The 20,433-nt window shown below is 62.9% G+C and carries 15 protein-coding genes; 10 read left to right on the top strand and 5 right to left on the bottom strand.

Translation table 11 applies throughout. The annotated features are described in order from the left end of the window. The first annotated feature begins 102 nt into the window (after positions 1 to 102). The 3 genes from FDN03_RS14100 to FDN03_RS14090 all read left to right on the top strand — a co-directional run bounded on the left by FDN03_RS14100 (position 103) and on the right by FDN03_RS14090 (position 3,989). The gene (locus tag FDN03_RS14100; protein WP_138178162.1) at positions 103 to 1,365 is read left to right on the top strand and encodes a maltose ABC transporter substrate-binding protein; all 1,263 of its coding nucleotides are present in this window, start codon (positions 103 to 105) and stop codon (positions 1,363 to 1,365) included. A 138-nt stretch (positions 1,366 to 1,503) separates the two neighbouring features. Continuing rightward, positions 1,504 to 3,099, top strand: coding sequence for an ABC transporter permease subunit (locus tag FDN03_RS14095; RefSeq protein ID WP_138178160.1), 1,596 nt, complete (start codon positions 1,504 to 1,506; stop codon positions 3,097 to 3,099). Further along, positions 3,099 to 3,989, top strand: coding sequence for a sugar ABC transporter permease (locus FDN03_RS14090; protein WP_138178158.1), 891 nt, complete (start codon positions 3,099 to 3,101; stop codon positions 3,987 to 3,989). The genes FDN03_RS14095 and FDN03_RS14090 overlap by 1 nt, the downstream gene beginning before the upstream one ends. A 191-nt stretch (positions 3,990 to 4,180) precedes the next feature. Here FDN03_RS14090 and hpaD read toward each other — a convergent pair whose 3' ends face one another. The 4 genes from hpaD to FDN03_RS14070 form a co-directional block, all read right to left on the bottom strand. After that, on the bottom strand, positions 4,181 to 5,278 hold the full coding sequence (gene hpaD, locus FDN03_RS14085) for a 3,4-dihydroxyphenylacetate 2,3-dioxygenase (RefSeq protein ID WP_138178156.1): 1,098 nt from the start codon (positions 5,276 to 5,278) through the stop codon (positions 4,181 to 4,183). 33 nt (positions 5,279 to 5,311) lie between these two features. After that, the gene (gene hpaE / locus FDN03_RS14080; protein ID WP_138178154.1) at positions 5,312 to 6,841 is read right to left on the bottom strand and encodes a 5-carboxymethyl-2-hydroxymuconate semialdehyde dehydrogenase; all 1,530 of its coding nucleotides are present in this window, start codon (positions 6,839 to 6,841) and stop codon (positions 5,312 to 5,314) included. Between the two features lie 74 nt (positions 6,842 to 6,915). Next, positions 6,916 to 7,575, bottom strand: a complete 660-nt coding sequence (locus tag FDN03_RS14075) for a GntR family transcriptional regulator (protein WP_138178152.1) — start codon at positions 7,573 to 7,575, stop codon at positions 6,916 to 6,918. 2 nt (positions 7,576 to 7,577) lie between these two features. Continuing rightward, positions 7,578 to 9,080 carry a fumarylacetoacetate hydrolase family protein gene (locus FDN03_RS14070; RefSeq protein WP_138178150.1) on the bottom strand — a complete coding sequence of 501 codons (1,503 nt, stop codon included), beginning with the start codon at positions 9,078 to 9,080 and terminating at the stop codon, positions 7,578 to 7,580. A 1,261-nt stretch (positions 9,081 to 10,341) separates the two neighbouring features. Between FDN03_RS14070 and FDN03_RS14060 the strand changes: the two genes are divergently transcribed. Then, on the top strand, positions 10,342 to 11,676 hold the full coding sequence (locus FDN03_RS14060) for an MFS transporter (RefSeq protein ID WP_138178146.1): 1,335 nt from the start codon (positions 10,342 to 10,344) through the stop codon (positions 11,674 to 11,676). Beyond that, complete coding sequence (locus tag FDN03_RS14055) at positions 11,673 to 13,181, top strand: M81 family metallopeptidase (RefSeq protein WP_138178144.1); 1,509 nt, start codon at positions 11,673 to 11,675, stop codon at positions 13,179 to 13,181. The genes FDN03_RS14060 and FDN03_RS14055 overlap by 4 nt, the downstream gene beginning before the upstream one ends. A gap of 629 nt (positions 13,182 to 13,810) precedes the next feature. Here the strand turns inward: FDN03_RS14055 and FDN03_RS14050 are convergent. Further along, positions 13,811 to 14,557 carry an alpha/beta fold hydrolase gene (locus tag FDN03_RS14050; protein ID WP_138178142.1) on the bottom strand — a complete coding sequence of 249 codons (747 nt, stop codon included), beginning with the start codon at positions 14,555 to 14,557 and terminating at the stop codon, positions 13,811 to 13,813. Between the two features lie 140 nt (positions 14,558 to 14,697). On the opposite strand from FDN03_RS14050, the gene FDN03_RS14045 reads away from it, so the two are divergent. Genes FDN03_RS14045 through FDN03_RS14025 form a run of 5 tightly spaced genes read left to right on the top strand, consistent with a single transcriptional unit; the run spans position 14,698 to position 20,269 of the window. Next, complete coding sequence (locus tag FDN03_RS14045; RefSeq protein ID WP_138178140.1) at positions 14,698 to 15,420, top strand: NUDIX domain-containing protein; 723 nt, start codon at positions 14,698 to 14,700, stop codon at positions 15,418 to 15,420. Next, positions 15,413 to 16,675, top strand: coding sequence for a quinolinate synthase NadA (gene nadA, locus FDN03_RS14040; protein ID WP_138178138.1), 1,263 nt, complete (start codon positions 15,413 to 15,415; stop codon positions 16,673 to 16,675). The genes FDN03_RS14045 and nadA overlap by 8 nt, the downstream gene beginning before the upstream one ends. Continuing rightward, positions 16,672 to 18,261 carry an FAD-binding protein gene (locus FDN03_RS14035; RefSeq protein WP_171021266.1) on the top strand — a complete coding sequence of 530 codons (1,590 nt, stop codon included), beginning with the start codon at positions 16,672 to 16,674 and terminating at the stop codon, positions 18,259 to 18,261. Before nadA ends, FDN03_RS14035 begins: the two co-directional genes overlap by 4 nt. Then, positions 18,261 to 19,124, top strand: coding sequence for a carboxylating nicotinate-nucleotide diphosphorylase (gene nadC, locus FDN03_RS14030; protein WP_171021265.1), 864 nt, complete (start codon positions 18,261 to 18,263; stop codon positions 19,122 to 19,124). The genes FDN03_RS14035 and nadC overlap by 1 nt, the downstream gene beginning before the upstream one ends. Beyond that, positions 19,121 to 20,269, top strand: coding sequence for a cysteine desulfurase family protein (locus FDN03_RS14025; protein WP_138178136.1), 1,149 nt, complete (start codon positions 19,121 to 19,123; stop codon positions 20,267 to 20,269). Before nadC ends, FDN03_RS14025 begins: the two co-directional genes overlap by 4 nt. Positions 20,270 to 20,433: the final 164 nt, after the last annotated feature.

Raw genomic sequence — 20,433 nt, 5'->3', positions numbered from 1 at the left:
AATCGTGGTGGCACACGCACCTCGAACGAACCGACCGGCCACACCGCGCAGCATCGCAGTCAAACCGGTTCTTTGGACAAAGTTGTCACGAAAGGACACCCCATGATGGTGAACAAGCGCTCCCTGCTGCTGGGCGGGGCGATGACCGCGATTGCCGCGCTGTCCCTGACGGCCTGCAGTGGTTCGAACCCCTCGTCCACGCAGCCTTCCGAAACCGCCGCGCAGTCCTCCTCGGCCCCGGCCGAGGCTGGCTCGCTGAGCGTGTGGGTCGACGCGAACCGCGAGCCGGTCCTGAAGGAGGCGGCCGCCGACTTCCAGGCGAAGTCCGGGGTGAAGGTCGACCTGGTGATCAAGGACTTCTCCAAGATCCAGGAGGACTTCCTCAAGCAGGTTCCCACCGGCAAGGGGCCGGACATCACCATCGGCGCCCACGACTGGCTGGGCAACCTGGTCACCAACGGTGTGGTCCAGCCGGTCGAGCTGGGCGAGAAGAGCTCCGAGTTCCAGGATGTGGCCATCGACGCGATGCGCTACGAGGGCAACACCTATGGCGTTCCGTATGCCACGGAGAACCTCGCGCTGCTGCGCAACAAGGACCTGGTCGACAAGGCCCCGGCGACCTTCGATGAGATGATCGCCGAAGGCAAGAAGGCCGGCACCGACTTCCCGTTCCTGGTCCAGGTCACCGAGGTGGGCGACCCGTTCCACGCCTACCCGTTCCAGACCTCCTTTGACGCGCCGGTGTTCGGCACCGACGACACCGGGGCCTATGACGCCAATGACCTGCAGATCGGCAACGCGGGCGGGCTGGAGTTCGCCCAGTGGCTGGCTGAGCAGGGCGAGGCCGGCACGCTGAAGACCTCCGTGGACGCCGACATCGCCAAGGAGAAGTTCATCTCCGGCGACTCCCCGTTCCTGTTGACCGGCCCGTGGAACGTGGACGCCGTCCAGGAGGCCAAGATCGATCTGGCGATCGACCCGATCCCGAGCGCCGGCGGTGAAGAGGCCCAGCCGTTCGTGGCCGTCCAGGGCTTCTTTGTCTCCTCGAAGACCGAGAACCTGCTGGCCGCCACCGAGTTCCTGGCCAACTACATCGGCACCGAAGAAATCCAGACCAAGCTCTACGAGGTTGGCAAGCGTCCGCCGGCGAACAAGGAGGCGTTCGAGGCGGCCAAGTCCGATGAGACCATCGCGTCCTTCGGCGCGGTGGGCGAGAACGGCGTGCCGATGCCCAGCATCCCGGAGATGGCTGCCGTCTGGGAGTACTGGGGTGTGGCCGAAGCCGAGATCATCTCCGGCAAGGCCGAACCGGCCAAGCGCTGGAAGCAGATGACCGCGGACATCGAAAAGGCCATCGCCAAGTAGCGCCGCAGGCCGCCACCGGGCCTGGCCGGCGCAGCGGGCGCCGGGGCAGCAGGACGCTGCCTCGGCACCGCGCGCCGGCCGCCAGGCCTGCTTCTTGAACCAGCACCCGCCGCCATTCGACCCAGAAACCAGCCAAAGATGTCATTGACCCATCACAAGCCGCCGCCCGCCGGCGACGCCGCCCAGCAGGCCAAGCTCTCGCCGGCCGCATCCCGCTTTGCCGCCGCGTCCTCCACCTCCACCGGGGCGATGCTGGCCAAGATCGCCATGATCGCCATCGTGGACGCCACCGCCGTGTTCGCGCTGTTCACCGCGATCGGCCGTGAAGCCTGGGCCATCGCCGCGGTGCTCGCGGTGATCACCCTGGCCATCAACGTGGTGTACTTCAAGCGGGGCTGGCTGCCGGCCAAGTACCTGCTGCCGGGCACCATCTTCCTGCTGATCTTCCAGGTCTTCGTGATCGGCTACACCGGCTACATCGCCTTCACGAACTACGGCTCGGGCCACAATTCGGACAAGGACGACGCCGTCATGGCGCTGCTGCAGTCCAACCAGAGCCGTGTGCCGGACTCCCCGGCGTTCCCGGTGACGGTGCTTGATGACGGCCAGGAGCTGTCGCTGCTGGTCCAGCGCGACGGCGTGCAGCAGGTGGGGTCCGCCGATCAGCCGCTCGAGCCCACCAGCCCGGAGCAGCTGGAGGGCTACACGCAGCTGGGCTTCGCCGACCTGCTCGGACGCCAGTCGGAAGTGACCTCGCTGACCGTGCCGATCAGCCAGGACCCGGCCGAGGGCTCGCTGCGCACCTCGGACGGGCGCACCGCCTACCAGTACACCTCCAACCTGGTGTACGACCAGGCCGCGGGCACCATGACGGACTCCACCACCTCGGTGGTCTACCGGGATACCGGGGTGGGCGCCTTCACCGCCGAGGACGGCACCCAGCTGATGCCCGGCTGGTCGATCAACGTCGGGTTCGAGAACTTCACCCGCGCGTTCAGCGACCCCTCCATCCGCACCGCGCTGTCCTCGGTGACGCTGTGGACCTTCGCCTTTGCCCTGCTCTCGGTGGCCACCACGTTCTTCATGGGCCTGTTCCTGGCGCTGGTCTTCAACGACCTGCGGATGAAGGGGCGCAAGATCTACCGGGTGATCTCCATCCTTCCCTACGCGTTCCCGGCGTTCCTCGGTGGCCTGGTCTGGGCCGGCATGCTCAACAAGGACTTCGGGTTCGTGAACCAGGTGCTCTTCGGCGGGGCGCAGATCCCGTGGTTGACCGACCCGTGGCTTGCGAAGTTCTCCGTGCTCTGGGTCAACCTGTGGCTCGGCTTCCCGTACATGTTCCTGGTGTGCACCGGCGCGCTGCAGTCCATCCCCGACGAGCTGGCCGAGGCGGCCAAGATTGACGGGGCCAAACCGTTCCAGGTGTTCCGCCTGATCAAGCTGCCGCTGCTGCTGGTCTCGGTGGCCCCGCTGTTGATCAGTTCGTTCGCCTTCAACTTCAACAACTTCAATGTCATCTACATGCTCACCGAGGGCGGCCCACGCCTGGAGGGAGCGGGGCTGAACGTGGGTGCCACCGACATCCTGATCTCGATGGTCTACAAGGTCGCCTTCGTCGGTTCGCAACGCGACTACGGTTTGGCCAGTGCGTTCTCCATCATCATCTTCGTGCTGGTCTCCATCATCGCGGTGATCAGCTTCAAGCAGACCAAGGCCCTGGAGGAGCTGAACTAATGTCGACGCCAACTCCCGTGCGCCCCGCCGCCCGCCGCGGCTTTGGAAAGTGGTTCGCCGCCACCGGCTGGCGCCACCTGATCGGCGTGGCCCTGTGCATCTATGCGGCGTTCCCGCTGCTTTATGTGCTGTCGGCCTCACTGAACCCCAACGGAACGCTGCTCTCATCCAACGGACTGTTCACCGAAGTGGGGCTGCGCAGCTACATCGACCTGTTCCGCAATGAGCAGCGGCCCTTCGCCGCCTGGTTCGGCAACACCCTGGTGATCGGGTTGACCACGGCCGCGGCCTCGGTCTTCCTCGGGGCGCTGGCCGCCTACAGCTTCTCGCGCATGCGCTTCACCGGACGGCGCTTCGGCCTGATGAGCCTGCTGGTGGTCCAGATCTTCCCGCAGCTGCTGGCCGTCGTGGCCATTTTCATCCTGCTGACCTCGCTGGGCGAGGTCTACCCCATGCTGGGCATCGACAACCAGGTCGCGCTGATCATGGTGTACCTGGGCGGCGCGCTGGGCGTGAATACCTACCTGATGTACGGGTTCTTCAACACCGTCCCGGTGGAGATCGACGAGGCGGCCAAGATCGACGGGGCCGGGCATGCACGGATCTTCTTCACCATGATCCTGCGTCTGGTGGCACCGATCCTGGCGGTGGTGGGACTGCTGTCCTTCATCGCGAGCACCTCGGACTTCGTGATCGCCTCGGTGGTGCTGGTCTCGCCGGAGAACCAGACGCTGGCCGTGGGGCTGTATTCCTACGTTTCGGAGGAATTCAGCTCCAACTGGTCCGTCTTTGCCGCCGGTGCGGTGCTGGCCGCGCTGCCGGTCATGGCGCTGTTCCTCTTCCTGCAGAAATACATCGTCGGCGGCCTGACCGCCGGTGCGGGGAAGTAGCAGGCCCCGGCAAAGCGGCCGGCGGAGCGCGTCCCGGACCGCAGCGGTACGTCGCGGATAAAAAGCTATCGGGATGCACCTGCAAAAGCAGGGCCCGGCCCCGGAAGGCGCAAAAAAGGACCTGCGGAACGCACTGTGTGCGTTCCGCAGGTCCTGCTGGCTGCCCAGGAGTTGCCCCGGCGTGGGGGTATCTAGAGCTGGTTGCCCAGCTTGAAGCCCTTGGAGGCTTCGCCCACGTAGGTGCCCTCGTCATCCCCGGCACGGGTGTAGGAGAACCCGTCGGCGCCGATGGTGACCTCCAGCTCGGAGTCATCGGTGCGCTCAACGATTTCCTGCACGTTGCCGTCCAGGTCCAGGACCTTGGAGGCCTCGGTGTACCAGGACGGGACGACCGGGTTGCCCCACCAGTCACGGCGCTGGTTGTCGTGCACGTTCCAGGTGATGGTCGGGTTGTCCGGGTCCCCGGTGTAGTAGTCCTGGGTGTAGATCTCGATGCGGTGGTCATCCGGGTCCAGGATGTACAGGTAGAACGCGTTGGACACGCCGTGGCGGCCCGGGCCGCGCTCGATGCGGTCCGAGATGCGCAGGGCACCCATCTTGTCGCAGATCTGGATGATGTTGTGCTTCTCGTGGGTGGAGAAGGCCACGTGGTGCAGGCGCGGGCCGTTGCCGCCGGTCAGGGCGGTGTCGTGCACGGTGCCCTTGCGGTGCATCCAGGCGGCGTAGGTGGTGCCCTCGTCATCCTGGATGTCCTCGGTGACGTGGAAGCCCAGGTCCTCCAGGTACTTGCGTCCGCGCGGCACGTCCGGAGTCACCTGGTTGAAGTGGTCCAGGCGCACCAGCTCGCCGGCCGAGTACAGGTCGTAGCGCATGTGCAGGCGCTCGACGTGGGTGGTCTCGAAGAAGAACTCGTACGGGAAGCCGAGCGGGTCCTCCACGCGCACCGCGTCCCCGATGCCCTTGACGAAGCCGTCCTTGCGGCGCTCGGTGCGGCAGCCCAGCTCCTTGTAGTAGGCCTCGGCCGCGTCCACGTCCTCGTTTGAGCGCACGCGGAAGGCCATGGCCTTCAGTGCGGCGACCGGGCCCTGGGTGAGCACCAGGTTGTGGTGGATGAACTCCTCGAAGGACCGCAGGTAGACCTGGTTCTCATCCTCGTAGCTCACGTGCAGGCCCAACACGTCCACGTAGAACTCGCGGGACTTGGCCAGGTCGGTGACGACCAGTTCGGCGTACGCGCAGCGCAGGATGTCCGGGGCCGGGACCGAGGGCTTGGGGATCTCGTTGCTCATGTTCTTGCTCCTTTGCAAATAATTCTTGGGATACTAGCCGTCGATCTTGGCTGCGTCGGCGGCACCGAACTTCGGGGTGTGCACCTCGCCCAGGGTGATGTGCACGGCCTGCTGGTCGGTGTAGAAGTCGATCGAGCGGTAGCCGCCCTCGTGGCCCAGGCCCGAGGCCTTCACGCCGCCGAACGGCGATCGCAGGTCACGCACGTTGTGGGAGTTCAGCCACACCATGCCGGCCTCGATGTTCTGGGCGAAGTTGTGGGCCCGCTGCAGGTCGTTGGTCCACAGGTAGGCGGCCAGGCCGTACTTGGTGTTGTTGGCCAGCTGCAGGGCCTCTTCCTCGGTGTCGAACGGGGTGATCGCCACGACCGGGCCGAAGATTTCCTCCTGGAAGATCCGGGCGTCGGGCTTCACGTCCACGAACACGGTCGGTGCGACGTAGGAGCCGTTCTCCTGGCCCTCGGGCAGGTTCTCCGGACGTCCGCCACCGGCGACCAGGCGGCCCTCGGACTTGCCGATTTCCACGTAGCTCATGACCTTGTCGTAGTGCTCGGGGTGCACCAGCGCGCCGACCTGGGTGTCCGGGTCGTGCGGGTCGCCGACCTTGATGTTCTTGGCGCGCTCGGCGTAGGCCTGGATGAACTTCTCGTAGATGCCGCGCTGGACCAGGATGCGCGACCCGGCGGTGCAGCGCTCACCGTTCAGCGAGAACACGCCGAACAGGGTGGAGTCGATGGCCGCATCGAAGTCGGCGTCCTCGAACACGATGGCCGGGGACTTGCCGCCCAGCTCCATGCTCATGCCCTTCAGGTTCTCCGCGCAGTTGCGGAAGATCAGCTGGCCGGTGGAGGATTCGCCGGTGAAGGAGATCAGCGGCACGTCCGGGTGCTTGACCAGCGCGTCGCCGGCTTCCTCACCGATGCCGTTGACCAGGTTGAACACGCCCTTGGGCAGCCCGGCGTCCTCAAAGATCTTGGCCCACAGGGAGGCCGAGAGCGGGGTGAACTCCGCCGGCTTGAGCACCACGGTGCAGCCCGAGGCGATCGAGGGGGCCAGCTTCCAGGATTCGAGCATGAAGGGGGTGTTCCACGGGGTGATCAGCCCGGCCACGCCGATCGGCTTGCGGTTCACGTAGTTCAGCTGGGAGCCGGGGACCTTCAGCGCGGTGTCGTGCTGGGCCACGACCAGGTCGGCGAAGAAGCGGAAGTTCTCCGCGGCGCGGCGGGCCTGGCCGCGGGCCTGGGTGATCGGCAGGCCGGTGTCGAAGGTTTCCATCTCGGCCAGGCGGTCCTCCTGGGCCACCACGGCGTCGGCGATCTTGTACAGCACGTTGGCGCGCTCGCGCGGCTTCATGCGCGGCCACGGGCCGTTCTTGAAGGCCTCGGTGGCGGCGGCGACGGCGGCGTCGATGTCCTCCTTCTGCCCGGCGGCGGCGTTCACGTACGGCTTGTTGGTCACCGGGTCCAGCACCTCGAAGGTCTTGCCGCCGATGGAATCGACGAACTCACCGTTGATGTAGTGCTGGATCTTGCTGGGCAGGTTCTCCGGAACGAAGTGCTTGCTCATGGCTGTGTCCTTTCGCGTTGCGTTGCAAAGACGGTCAAAAAACTTGTGGTCGAAAATCTTGGGTGCTGGTTTGCCTAGATGGGGGAGGGCTCCATGCCCGCCGCCTTGAGGTAGGCGTTCAGCGTGTTGGTGCGGTGCCGCCGGGCGGCCTGCTCGATCTGCTCGGCGGACGCCCCGTCCTCCAGCAGGTCCAGCAGGTGCTCGTGCTCCTGGACCGACTGCAAAGCCCGGTGCGGGATGTGCGAGAAGGAGGAGGAGCGCATCGCCGCCAGGCGCCGCCACCCGCGCTGGACCAGGTCCAGGATGTGCGGGTTCGGGCACTGGCAGTACAGCAGCTTGTGGAATTCGGTATTCAGTTGGGTGAAGGCCACCGGGTCGAAGCTGTCCAGGCACTCGCGCATCTTCTGGTTCACCTCACGCGCGGCCTGGCGCAGGGACTGATCCATCAGCGGTGCGGCCAGCGCGGTGGCGGCCGGTTCGATCACCGACAGGGTCTGCATGGTGTGCAGGTAGAGGGTGGAATCGATTTGCGCCACCGTGGCCCCCACGTTGCGGGTGAAGTTCACCAGCCCCTCGGCCTCCAGCCGCCGGATCGCCTCGCGCACCGGAACCACCGAGCAGCCCAGCTCCTCGGCAATGGTTCCCAGCACCAGGCGGTATCCGGGGGAGTAGGCCCCGTTGTTGATCCGCTCGGAGATGGTGGCATAGGCCGCTTCGGACTTCGAGGGGGTCATGGCTAGAGTTCCCAGCTGTCCAGGTCCGGGCTGCCGGCCTGCTGCCAGGCCTGGTACTTGGCCTTCCAGTCCGCGTTCATCGGGAACAGCCCGTCGATGACGTGCCCGCGCTGGACCATGGCGAAGATGAACTCATCGGACTTCTCGGTGGCCAGCGCCGCATCGGCGACCTCGGCGACCAGGTGCGGCGGGATGACCACGATGCCATCCGAATCGGCCACGATCACATCCCCGGGCTGCACGGTAACCCCACCGCAGGCCACGGTGATGTCCTTGTCCCAGGCCACGTGGCGCCGGCCCAGCACGGCCGGGTGGGCGCCGTTGTAGAACACCGGAATATCCAGTCCGGTGACCGCGTCCAGGTCGCGCACACCGCCGTCGGTGATGATGCCGGCCGCGCCCAGGGTCTGGCTGCGCAGGGCCAGGATGTCGCCCAGGGTGGCGGCCCCGGTTTCCCCACGCGCCTCCATGATCAGCACCTCGCCGTCGCCCAGCGAATCGATGGACTGCTTCTGGGTGTTGTAGCCGGCCCCGTGCTTCTTGAACAGATCCTCGCGGTTGGGCACGTAGCGCAGCGTGCGGGCGGTGCCGATGACCCGCTGCATGCCCTTGGTGGCGCCGGGCACCTGGATGTTCACGTTGTTCAGCCCCAGCTTGCGCAGGGTGGCGGACAGGGTGGCGGTGGCCACGGCCTCCAGCTTGGCGCGCACCTCATCGGTGAGCACGTCCTTGCCGGTGATGATCGGCTCCAGTCCGGCGGCGGCGCGGTCACCGTAGGCGTCTTCCTTGTCCTTCTCGGTGACCTTGGGCTGGTTGCCAAAGGCGGCGAAGGCATCGGTCCCCTCCACGGCGGTGGTCTTCAGCTTGCCGGTGCTGGCCCCGGAGACCAGGTCGGTGACCTCAACCTCGACGACATCGCCGGGGAAGAAGACGGTGGAGCCGGCAGGGGTGCCGGTGAGGATGACGTCCCCAGGCAGCAGGGTCATCTGCTGGGAGAGGTCGGCAATGATCTGGGCGAAGGAGAAGAGCAGCTCGGAGGTGTCGGCATCCTGGGCGAGTTCACCGTTGACCCAGGTCTGCACGCGCAGCTTGGCCGGATCAATGCTTGCCGCCTCTAAAGCGTTCGGGCCCATCGGGGTGTAGCCGTCCCCGGACTTGGAGCGGATGTTCGAGCCCTTGTCGGCGTACTTCATGTCATGCACGCCCAGGTCGTTGGCGGCGGTGACCTGGCCAACGTGGCCCCAGGCGTCCTCGACGGAAACGCGGCGGGCGGCCTTGCCGATGATCAGGGCGATCTCACCCTCGAAGGCCAGCAGCTCGGTGCCGGCCGGGCGCTCGACGGTCGAGCCGGAAACTGCCAACGAGGAGGAGGCCTTCATGAAGTAGCTGGGGTACTTCGGGGTGCGTCCGCGCTGGGCGGCCCGCGAAGCGTAGGACAGGTGCACGGCCAGCACCTTCCCTGCCTGCGCGAAGGTCGACTCGTTGACCGAAACCGAGGTGCTCATTGATTCTCCCACTTCTTCGTACATCAAATCGTATACGATCAGTGTGCGCTGAATCTCTTAGGGTGTCAAGCGGGAAAAATTCGACGGTCGGTACGCGACGAAAATCGGCGGGTACAGGGGAATGGCCTTGCGCGGCTAGTCTTCCCATGGGTCAAATGGAACGCATCCTCGTGACTTTCCAGTTGTATCGAGCAAGCGCCCGTATATTTTCGTCATTCGAGTGATAACTCGCTGATCGGCCACCTCAATCTCGGGAAAGGTAGTTGTTAGACGATCAATCATTGTCCCGACGTCTGGGAGATCGTGAAGACCTGCGATCCAGACTATGTTTGTACTACTTACTACTGCTGCGCAAAAACGAGTTTCCTTCCAAGCGCCTAAGTCGCGTGCTATACGCTCGCTATCTAGAGAAGGCGTCCTAACCAAGACGAATAAGCCGAGTGGCAGATCAAACGACGGCCTCGCTACATCGCATCTATAAGTGATCTCGTTGGAAGCCTGCAGTTGAAAGAGGCGCCGACGTACAATTTCTGTCGATAAGGACAGCTCCGCAGCTAAATCGGCCAACGGTTTTCGGGCGTCTCTTGCGAGAGCGAGGAACAACCGTCTGTCTTTTTTGCTAAGAGGTGGAAACCTGCGCGTCGTATGCCCCTCTGAATGGACTCTAAGGTGCGATTCATCGCCAGCGGGCAAGATTCCTTGCCGCCAGTCCACCCCACCTGTGATTTGCCAAAAGATGCTGAATTTCACTTGGGATGTCTTCGTCAGGTCTGGAAGTCGCTCATGAATAGTGTGTATGACACCGTTGACATTTGTGGACCCAATTATGCAGAACAGATTGTATTCGCCTGTAGTTTGACCCACTGTAAAGATCTGTGGGTGCTGGTTCAGCTGATTAAGCAGGTGCTCTAAACGATCTAGCTCGCATCGAATCTCAACTACGACCCCATAACTTTGCGAGGGATGAAGCGCAATGCTCGTCCAAGCTAACCCAAGCGTATGTAGCCTGTTCCATCTTCGCGCAACGGTGACTTCTGAGAGACCAAGAGCTTTTCCGACTGACGCCCATGTAGCTCTCGGAGATGCTTGAAGCGCATCCACGATCTCCAAATCCGTTGCATGAACCTTATAGCTCATCCTTTAAGTCTCCAGACAGAGAGTGTCGAATCCGTCTTTATCATCCACTTCTGAACGATTTTCCTTCAATTTTTAAAATGGTGTGATTCACATCCTAGTGTGGCTGTAGTCAGAGAGGACATTCATGAAACGACTATCGTCACCCCGTTCCGCGGTAGCTTCGAGCCGATCGTCGGCAGAAGAAAGCGTCTATCGAAAAATCAATAGAAGGCTACTCCCGTTCCTGCTGCTCTGTTATACATTCGCGTACCTCGATCGCGTGAACATCGGTTTCGCAAAATTGCACATGCAAGAGGACATCCCGGCTATCACTGAAGCGGTCTTCGGTATCGGTGCCGGACTGTTTTTCTTGGCCTACGCGATCCTAGAAATCCCCAGCAACATGGTCATGCACAGAATTGGAGCTCGCAAGACCATTACACGCATCATGGTTCTGTGGGGAATTGTCTCCGCCTCGATGCTCTTCGTTCGCGACGAATTTAGTTTTTACGCTTTGCGGATCTTACTGGGAATATTTGAGGCCGGATTTGCTCCAGGTATCATCCTGTATCTCACGTATTGGTTCCCTGCTAAAAGAATGGCAGCAGCGATGGGAATCTACATGCTGGCTGGTCCAATTGGTTCTATTCTCGGGTCGGGAGTATCAGCCGCGATTATTTCTGCCATGGATGATCTACTTGGCATGGCCGGTTGGCAGTGGATGTTCCTTGTCCAGGGTATCCCGTGTCTCTTGCTTGGGTACCTATTTTGGAAACTCATGTACGATCGACCAGATGACGCGCCTTGGCTCACTGCTGCCGAAAAGGCCATAGTCCGTCGTGTCATAACCGAAACGGATGCTGCCCGCAGTGACCATCGTTTCGTAGATGTTCTCAAAAACCCAGCAGTCTATGTGATGGCGGTTGCGTATTTCGGTATCATGTGCGGAATCTATGCCGTCAGTTTTTGGCTACCGACAATTCTTAGTGACAACGGAATTAGAAATAATTTAACTGTTGGTTTATTGGCGGCAATACCTTACGTACTTACTATCCCTACGATGATTTTTTTGAGTAAGAGTTCGGACAGGACGCAAGATAGGCACTGGCACACCATCTTCCCAACCATCCTCGCCGCAGTCGGCTTGACATTAGCTGCATTCACCAGTTCAAACTTCTTATTTTCGTTCACGGCACTTTGCGTCGCCATCTGTAGCGCGTGGGGTGCTTACACAGTCTTTTGGGCGGTTCCGAGTCAGCACTTTGGTGGAACTGCAGCTGCTGGGGGAATTGCTCTGATTAACACCGTAGGAATCTTGGGCGGCTTTGTCGCACCTACGCTCTTGGGCTTTGTCAAACAGGCGACTGGCTCTACCCAGGGCGGGTTGCTCGCCATGGTTGGACTCTTGGGCCTTTCCGCCCTTGCGTTGTTCCTTCTCCCCAAATCGTTGAAGCTCAAAAGAAATGAGGTTTTAAATTGAAACGTATTATAATTGCTGGGTTCCTTCACGAGACTAATACCTTTGCGCGATCCGTAGCGGATTGGGCAAACTTTGAGAATGGCGAGGGATTTCCTCGAATGCATAGAGGAGGGGAAGTTCTTGAACTTAGAAAAGTAAATGTCCCTATAGGTGGTTTCATATCAGCAGCAAACGACGATTGGAGTCTCCTTCCTGTCATTTGGTGTGCTGCTTCACCTTCGGGGCCAGTGACTAATACCGCTTATGAACGGATCGTACGTTTAATAACTGACGCCTGCGAAGAATCTCGTCCTGATGGTGTATATCTTGATTTGCATGGTGCCATGGTGACTGAGAAATACAATGACGGTGACGGAGAGCTTATTCGGCGGGTAAGAGCGGTCGTTGGTCCAAATATCCCCATAGTTGTTAGCTTGGATCTTCACGCGAATATAAGTGACGGAATGCTCAACCACGCTGACGCCATGGTGGCCTACAGAACGTACCCCCACATCGACATGGCAGAAACAGGAATTGCAGCCGCGCGCTTGCTTGGCCGTTGCCTGGCGGGCGAACGATTGGTGATGGCGCGAGAGCGCATCGACTTCCTTATACCTACTATTTCCGGCAGTACCATGTCTACTCCAGCGAGGGACATCTTCTCGGCTCTGTGTGCTTCGGAAGGGGAAAGCGTTTTATCAGTAGCGATGGCCTTTCCGGCCACAGATGTTCCAGATTGCCAGCCTTGCGTTTTTGGATACGGCTCGGACGAAACCCTGCTAAAGGCAAGAATCCACGAACTGGCAGAGACAATCCGAAACCTAGAAGCGGATTTTGCCTTGCGCGCCCTACCGACGGCAGAAGCCCTGGATGCGGCCGAGGCTGCCGTCGCGGCAGGTCGTGCCCCTGTCGTTATTGCGGATACTCAAGATAATCCGGGCGCTGGAGGCGATGGAAACACGAACGGTCTACTAGCGGAACTACTTCTCAGAGACGTTCCGAAAAGCGCTGTTTGTTCCATTTTTGATCCTCACGTCGTTGCTACGGCTATTGAAGCGGGCGAAAACGAGACTGTGACAATTAAGCTGAAAGGATCCCAGATTGAAGGAGACCCCGAAATAGAGGGGATTTTCACGGTGGAGAGGATCACTGCCGGGTTCGTGCGTTTTGAAGGACCAATGATGAATGGCAACGAACTGTCCGTCGGGCCCTCGGTGCTACTTCGCAAGGGGAATATACGAATCATTGTTAACAGCCACAAGGCGCAAACTATGGACAGGAACCAATTCCGCGCACCAGGGGTAGAGCCCGAGACTCAAAACATTCTAGTAGTTAAGAGCTCAGTTCACTTCAGGGGCGATTTTGAGGATATCGCTGGGCAGGTGATTGTCGCCCTCTCGCCTGGCCCGTTCCCCGCCGATCCAGCCAAGTTGCCATGGAAGAACCTGAAAAATGGGGTCCGTCTCGGACCGAAGGGGCCCGCTTTTGCGTCCAGTACGGGTGCGGGGCGAAACCAAAAGCCATAAGAGTTGCCCGGGAATTGCGGTCCTTCAGCAGCTGAGACATTCCACATTGAGAGATTGTTACATGCACGCGCATGGATTGTGACAGGATCTACCAGCAACGATTCTGGGAATCTTCTACTAAGAAATTGAGTCAAAGGTACTTCTTCTCTCGTAGTCTTTTTCACCGGGGGAGATAAGTCAGCCAAATGTGTGTAACCGGTATCCGTGCATTGACTACCAGTACATGACGGATAAGCGTACGGCAAAACAGTTATTGGGGTGCAGGCGTGTTCAAGCCGTTGGATTGAGTAGGGTTGCTGCCTTAAGAAAGCACGCGGTGAAACAGCGTTTTTCCTGAGACTTCGGATTTTGGAAACTTGGGGGTTCCCCTATCATTATGAGTATTGGTCGGGCGAAGTTCACCGCAACCGGATATGCCTACTAGGCCCATGGGGATGGGGTACCGAGTTGGCAGACGCATTGGGGAATGCCTTCCGGGCGCGTTATGCGAGACTTCGCCCGACCCAAGCTCTTAAGCCGTCGCTCGCTAATAGGGCGCAGGCACAAAACAGGCTGGCTGTAGTTTTCAGGGACTACAGCCAGCCTGTTTTTCGTCCGACCGAACTCATTGGAATTCGGAAGCTGGAGGACTATGCGTCGAGGAACTTCAGTGCCGCGGTCTTGAACTCGCGACTGGTTACTGCGCTGGCGTGATTCCGCCCGGCCAGCCATACGACTTCGGTGTCCGCTCCGGCTTCACGAAGCAGGCGCCGCAGGTACGGCATGGTGGTGGCCAAGTCGTCCTGGTCCCCGGCGACGAGCAGGGTCGGCGTGGTCGGCACCGCTTCGGCCGGATCGTAGGGTTCGGTCTTGATGCCGTCGATCAGCTTGAACAGCGCATTGAAATCGTTGGCTTTCTCGTTGATCGCAATCGACATCACCTTTGCCGTGTATTCATCAGCGATTGACTCACCGGTGGCCACGAAATTGCGCGCCTCATTCAAGGCGAAGGCGGCCAGCGGGTCCAGGCTGCCGGGGCCTCCGATGATCAGGCGGCGGACGAGCTCGGGATGCTTGGCGGCCAGCTCCCAGCCCAGGCGCGCGCCCAGGGAGTAGCCCAATACGTCAACCGGGCCACCCAGAGATTCGACCACCTTGGCCAGGGCAAGGTGGATGCGGCTCGGGGCCCAGCTGCCGTCGTTGCGGTTCGGGTCCTCTCCGTGGCCGGGCAGATCCACCAGCGCCACATTGCGCCCATTTTCGGTGAAGTGCCGAACCCATCCGGAGCGTTCCCAGTTTAGGTCTGCGGAGGAGGCGAAGCCGTGGATCAGCAGCACGGTTGGTGCACTGGCCTCGGTGTTCGCGGGGATAACTCGAAGATTAAGATCCAAGGTCATGCTCAAAACTATATGTCACTGCGGTCACAAATCGTTCTTCGGGTGGAAGCCTCGGAGAGTTAATGTCAGAATGACTCTAACCAAATTCCAATCGGCCGGTCATCACCCTAAACAAGCAGCCGGCAAATCAGGAGGCCTTGATGAGCATCCCGCTGGGATCAGCCAACGTGGCAGAACGGCGCAACATGCCACCGGCGTTGGCCGTTTCCACGGTGATCTTCGGTATCCGGCCCATCGACGGCGGCCGAGCACAATTGTGGCTACCGCTGGTGCGCCGCGTTCGCCAACCCCACGCCGGACAGTGGGCGCTGCCCGGTGGCCCCGTGGGACCCCGCGAGTCCCTTGGCACCGCCGCCAGCCGCACCCTGGCTAGCACCACAGGGCTGCGGCCCAGCTACCTGGAACAGCTCTACACCTTCGGTGACCCGGATCGTTCACCCACCCAGCGATTGGTGACCATCGCGTATTTCGCGCTGGTCACCGAGGCCCAGGTGGGTGCCACTGTGGAGGACGAGAACGTGGCCTGGTTCGCGGTGGACGATCCCGTCCTGGAGAACCTGGCCTTCGATCACCGGCAGATCATCGACTACGCGCTGTGGCGGCTGCGCAACAAGGTCGAGTACGGGCAAATCGCCCACCGGCTGCTCGGCGAGCGCTTCACCCTGGCCCAGCTGCGGGCGGTGTACGAGGCCATGCTGGGCAAGGAACTTGACCCAGCCAACTTCCGCCGCCAACTCAAAGCCACCCAGAGCATTGTGGCCACCGACGAATACCTCGCCGGCGGCCAGCACCGACCACCCCGGCTCTACCGCTACGCGGGCAGCGGCCATGACCCACTGGAAGTAGATACCAACCATGAGTAGCCCTACCCTTTCCTCGACCATCACCCGGCTGACCCTCAACGCTCCGGGCTCCACCTGCTCATCCGAACTCTCGGCCAACCCCTGGGACACCCCATCCGGTTACGGCCCCGGCGCCTCCCAGGGGGACCAGGCCCCGGCGAACTTCCCGCGGCAGCAGAAGTTGCCCCAGCAGTACCTCAGCGCCAGCGAGGAGGAACTTGATGCCCGCATCCGTGCGGCGAAGGAGACCCTGGGCGATGACGTGGTGCTGCTGGGGCACTTCTACCAGCGTGACGAGGTGGTCAAGTACGCCGACTTCGTGGGGGATTCCTTCCAGCTGGCCAATGCGGCACTGACCCGTGACGAGGCCAAGTACATTGTCTTTTGCGGGGTGCACTTCATGGCCGAAACCGCCGATGTGCTCTCCCAGGATGACCAGGCGGTGATCCTGCCGAACCTCTCGGCCGGATGCTCCATGGCGGACATGGCCGATGCCCCCAGCGTCCAGCAGTGCTGGGATGAGCTGATGGAGTTGTACCGGGACGAGGAGGATGACGGGCGCGCCGCGGTGATCCCGGTGACCTACATGAACTCCTCCGCGGCGTTGAAGGCGTTCGTGGGCCGCAACGGGGGATTGGTGTGCACCTCCTCGAACGCGAAGACCGTGCTGGAGTGGGCGTTCGAGCGCGGCCGGCGGGTGCTGTTCTTCCCGGACCAGCACCTGGGCCGCAATACGGCCAAGGCGATGGGGATCCCCCTGGAGCAGATGCCGCTGTGGACCCCACGCCGGGAACTGGGCGGCAACGATGCCGACACCCTGAACACCGCCAAAGTGATCTTGTGGCACGGCTTCTGCTCCGTGCACAAGCGCTTCACCACCGCGCAGATTGACAAGGCGCGGGCCGAGCACGAGAACCTGCGGGTCATTGTGCACCCCGAATGCCCCATGGAGGTGGTGGATGCGGCGGATGAATCGGGTTCCACCGACTACATCTTCAAGGCCATCGCCGGGGCCACCGAGCCGACCACCTTCGCCATTGGCACGGAGATCAACATGGTCAACCGGCTGGCCGAGCAGTACCCGCAGCACACGATCTTCTGCCTGGATCCGGTGATCTGCCCCTGCTCCACCATGTACCGCATCCACCCCGGCTACCTGGCCTGGGTGTTGGAGGAACTGGTGGCCGGGCGCATTGTGAACCGTATTGAGGTGCCGCAGGCCGAGCAGGCCGATGCCAAGACCGCCCTGGAGCGGATGCTGGCTGCCCGGCCATGACCCGGATCATCATTGTCGGCTCCGGGGCCGCCGGGCTGCTGGCCGCCTTGAGCGCGGTAGGCCGCGGCGTGCACCCGGTGCTGCTGACCAAGGACGGACTGGGCACCGGCAACACCGAATGGGCCCAGGGCGGCATCAGCGCCCTGACCTCCCAGGGACAAGTGGCCGGGGACACCGTGGCCAACCACGTCGCCGATACCCTGGCCGCAGGGAACGGGCACGGCTCGGTCCAGGTCGTACAGACCCTGTGCGCCGCGGCACCGGAAATCATTGATCAGCTCGAACAGCACGGGGTGGCCTTTGACCGCAGTGGGGACGGCGCCTACCAGCTGGGGCTGGAGGCCGCGCACAGCGCCCACCGGATCCTGCACATCAACGGGGACGCCACCGGTCAGGGGCTGACCCGCGCACTGGTCGCCGCCTGCCGCAGAGCAGAGCAGGCCGGAAACCTCAGCGTAATCGAGCACGCGCTGGTCACCGCCCTTGAACGCCGGCAGGATTCTGGGCACGCCGTGCGCTATCTGCGACACGGCAGCGATCACACGCTGGCCGGGGACCGGGTGCTGCTGGCCACCGGCGGCATTGGCGGTCTCTACCGGCACACCACCAACCCGGTGGGCGCGACCGGGGACGGGATCGCGCTCGCCGCCCGGGCCGGGGCAATAATTAGCGACATGGAATTCGTGCAGTTCCACCCCACCATGGTGGACACCGAAGCCCACCCGGGCGCGGGGATGATCAGCGAGGCGGTCCGCGGGGAAGGCGCCGTGCTGGTCACCGGCACCGGCGAGCGCTTCATGCCCGGGATTGATCCACGGGCCGAACTGGCGCCACGCGATGTGATTGCCCGGGCCATCCACGCGCAGAACATGGCCGACCACCCGGTCTACCTGGATGCCCGGGCAGTGGAGCAGAACCAGGGCAGAGGTTTCCTCTCCCGCCGGTTCCCCTCCATTACACGTCGACTGCAGGCCTGCGGGCTGAACCTGGCACACGATCTGATCCCGGTGCGCCCGGCCCAACACTACCTCATGGGAGGGATCCTCACCGACCTGTACGGACGCACCACCGTGCCCGGGCTCTATGCGGCCGGAGAGTGCGCGAACACCGCAGTGCACGGGGCCAACCGGCTGGCTAGCAATTCCCTGCTCGAAGCCCTGGTTTTCGCCCGCCGTGCCGTGAACGCCATGCTCACCGACCCGCCGCTGGCCCGGGCGGATTCGCTGGCGCTCGCCGTCCATCCACTGCCCGAAACCCAACCAGGCCAGGGGATGGACCTTGGACAGCTGCGCCAGCTGGCCACCGACCAGCTGGCGGTGCACCGCGACGGTCCTGGCCTGCAGGAAGCCATCGCCCGGCTACGGCAGGCCCAACCGGTGGCCGCAAGCCCCCGCGCCCGTCACGAGCTGGAGAACCTACTGCTCATTGCCCGCCTGAGCGCCCACGCCGCGCAGGAACGCACCCACAGCCTGGGGGCGCACTACCGGACCGATCACCCCGAGCCGCACCCGGCAGCACGCACCTGCTGGCAGCTTCCGCTCAGCGAACAGACCACCACCAACACCTTCGAGGAAATCTACGCCTGATGAGTTCCATCCACCCCGTCCCGCGCTCCGTCATTGATGCCATTGTGTCGCTCGCCCTGCTGGAGGATTGCCCCCGCGGGGACATCACCGCCACCACCGTATTGGACGCGGCGGTCACCGCCCGCGCCGCCGTGGTGGCCCGCCAACCTGGCGTGCTTTCCGGCAGCGGCGTGTTCGAACGGGTCATGCATCAGGTGGATCAGGACATCCAGATCACGGCCCACCTCGCTGAAGGGCAGCGCTTCGAGGTGGGGGACGAGCTGATCACCGTGAGCGGGCCGGCCGCCAGCATCCTCACCGCCGAACGGGTGGGGCTGAACCTGCTGCAGCGGATGAGCGCCATTGCGACCGCCACCGCCGAACTGGTGGGGAAGGTGGCGCACACCAAGGCGCGCATCGCCGACACCCGCAAGACCACTCCCGGCCTGCGGGCCCTGGAACGCTATGCGGTGCGTTGCGGCGGGGGAGTGAACCACCGGGACAACCTCTCCGAGGCGTTCATGGCCAAGGACAATCACCTGGCCCTGCTGGGGGACGGTGAGCAGTTGACCAGTGCGCTGCGCCGTGTGCGTTCCCGGCTCGGGCACACCACCGCCATGGAGGTGGAAGTCGATGACATCAGCCAGATCCCCGCGGTGTTGGCCGCCGGGGTGGATGTGATCATGCTGGACAACTTTGCCCCGGCGGACATCCCGGCCGCCCTGGAACTCATTGACGGCCAGGCCATCGTCGAGGCCAGCGGGAACGTCAATGCCGCCACGGTCGCCGAGATCGCCGAAACCGGGGTGGACATCATTTCCTGCGGCGCCATTACCCATTCGGTGGCGGCCGTCGATCTGGGATTGGATATGGTGATCGGATGATCTACATGGATGCCGCGGCGACCGCGCCCGCCCACCAGCAGGTGCTGGACACCATCAGTCCCTTGCTGACCCATGACTTTGGCAACCCGTCCTCCCGCCATGAGCTGGGGCGCAACGCCGAACGGGCGGTCAGCTGGGCCCGCAACACCGTGGCGAATGAGCTGGGGGTGGGGGAGCATGAAATCTACTTCACCTCCGGAGGCACCGAGTCCGACAACCTCGCCGTCATCGGTGCGGCCCTGGCAGCCCCACGGGGACGGAAGATCATTACCAGCGCCATAGAGCATCCCGCGGTGCAGGACGCGGCCGCGTTCCTGGCGGAACACCACGGTTTCACCCATGAACTGATCCCCGTGGACCACGAGGGCGTGGTGGACCTGGCGGCCGCCGAGCGGCTGATCGATGCGAAGACCGCGGTGGTCTCGGTCATGGCCGTGAACAACGAGGTCGGCACCATCCAGCCCATTGCGGAGCTCGGACGCCTGGCCAGCGCGGCCGGCGCGTTCATGCACACCGACGCGGTGCAGGCCGCCGGATGGCTGGATTTGAGTGAATTGACCCCGCACGTGGATGCGCTGAGCATCTCCGGTCACAAGATTGGGGCGCTGAAGGGCACCGGGGTGCTCTACTACGCTGCCAACCACCCGATCGTGCCGCTGCTGCACGGCGGCGGCCAGCAGCGCGGGGTGCGTTCGGGGACCGAAAACCCGGCCGGTGCCGCCGGGATCGCCCGGGCCCTGCAAATCGTGCGCGAACAACGCGAGGCCGGGGCCGGGGAGGGCTACGGCCCCTACCTGATTGAGCGGATCACCGGCCAACTCAACGAGCAGTTCCCGGGATCGGTGGCGCTTACCGGGCACCCGACCCAGCGCATCGGCGGGATCGTGTCCCTGGTCTTCCCGCGCACCGCCGGGGAGACCGTGCTGATTGAGCTGGAACGCCACGGGGTGCTGTGCTCCTCGGGCTCGGCCTGTGCCGCCGGCTCCACCGATCCCTCCCCGGTGCTCAGTGCCATGGGGTACGAGCCGGAACTGGCGCATACCGCCATCCGGCTCTCCTTTACCCGTGGAATGAAGGAAAACGAGATCAGCCAGGCGGCTTCGGCGGTGATCAGCGTGATGCGCGGGTTGCTCGGCGAACGCTAGGCATCATCCGCAAAGCTGGGACGTTAGGCAGGCAAGGGGTGGGACGAATCGGCTTCGTCCCACCCCTTGCCTGCTGTTTTGCTTGCGGTACCCCGGCTGCCCGCTCTCACCGGGGCGGCAGCACCGGTCAGCGCAGGTACTTGCCCGAAACCCAGCCGGTCTTG

Origin of the sequence: Glutamicibacter sp. V16R2B1, assembly GCF_005774635.1 — a bacterium.
Classification (GTDB): Bacteria; Actinomycetota; Actinomycetes; order Actinomycetales; family Micrococcaceae; genus Glutamicibacter; species Glutamicibacter creatinolyticus.
The sequence above is the reverse complement of the archived record's forward strand: the minus strand, read 5'-3'. Positions and strand labels throughout refer to the sequence as shown.

Bases quoted from the DNA above. Each gene is read 5' to 3' on its own strand.
- FDN03_RS14100 (WP_138178162.1), top strand. From the start codon at position 103: ATGATGGTGAACAAGCGCTCCCTGCTGCTGGGCGGGGCGATGACCGCG.
- FDN03_RS14095 (WP_138178160.1), top strand. From the start codon at position 1,504: ATGTCATTGACCCATCACAAGCCGCCGCCCGCCGGCGACGCCGCCCAG.
- FDN03_RS14090 (WP_138178158.1), top strand. From the start codon at position 3,099: ATGTCGACGCCAACTCCCGTGCGCCCCGCCGCCCGCCGCGGCTTTGGA.
- hpaD (WP_138178156.1), bottom strand. From the start codon at position 5,278: ATGAGCAACGAGATCCCCAAGCCCTCGGTCCCGGCCCCGGACATCCTG.
- hpaE (WP_138178154.1), bottom strand. From the start codon at position 6,841: ATGAGCAAGCACTTCGTTCCGGAGAACCTGCCCAGCAAGATCCAGCAC.
- FDN03_RS14075 (WP_138178152.1), bottom strand. From the start codon at position 7,575: ATGACCCCCTCGAAGTCCGAAGCGGCCTATGCCACCATCTCCGAGCGG.
- FDN03_RS14070 (WP_138178150.1), bottom strand. From the start codon at position 9,080: ATGAGCACCTCGGTTTCGGTCAACGAGTCGACCTTCGCGCAGGCAGGG.
- FDN03_RS14060 (WP_138178146.1), top strand. From the start codon at position 10,342: ATGAAACGACTATCGTCACCCCGTTCCGCGGTAGCTTCGAGCCGATCG.
- FDN03_RS14050 (WP_138178142.1), bottom strand. From the start codon at position 14,557: ATGACCTTGGATCTTAATCTTCGAGTTATCCCCGCGAACACCGAGGCC.
- FDN03_RS14045 (WP_138178140.1), top strand. From the start codon at position 14,698: ATGAGCATCCCGCTGGGATCAGCCAACGTGGCAGAACGGCGCAACATG.
- nadA (WP_138178138.1), top strand. From the start codon at position 15,413: ATGAGTAGCCCTACCCTTTCCTCGACCATCACCCGGCTGACCCTCAAC.
- FDN03_RS14035 (WP_171021266.1), top strand. From the start codon at position 16,672: ATGACCCGGATCATCATTGTCGGCTCCGGGGCCGCCGGGCTGCTGGCC.
- nadC (WP_171021265.1), top strand. From the start codon at position 18,261: ATGAGTTCCATCCACCCCGTCCCGCGCTCCGTCATTGATGCCATTGTG.
- FDN03_RS14025 (WP_138178136.1), top strand. From the start codon at position 19,121: ATGATCTACATGGATGCCGCGGCGACCGCGCCCGCCCACCAGCAGGTG.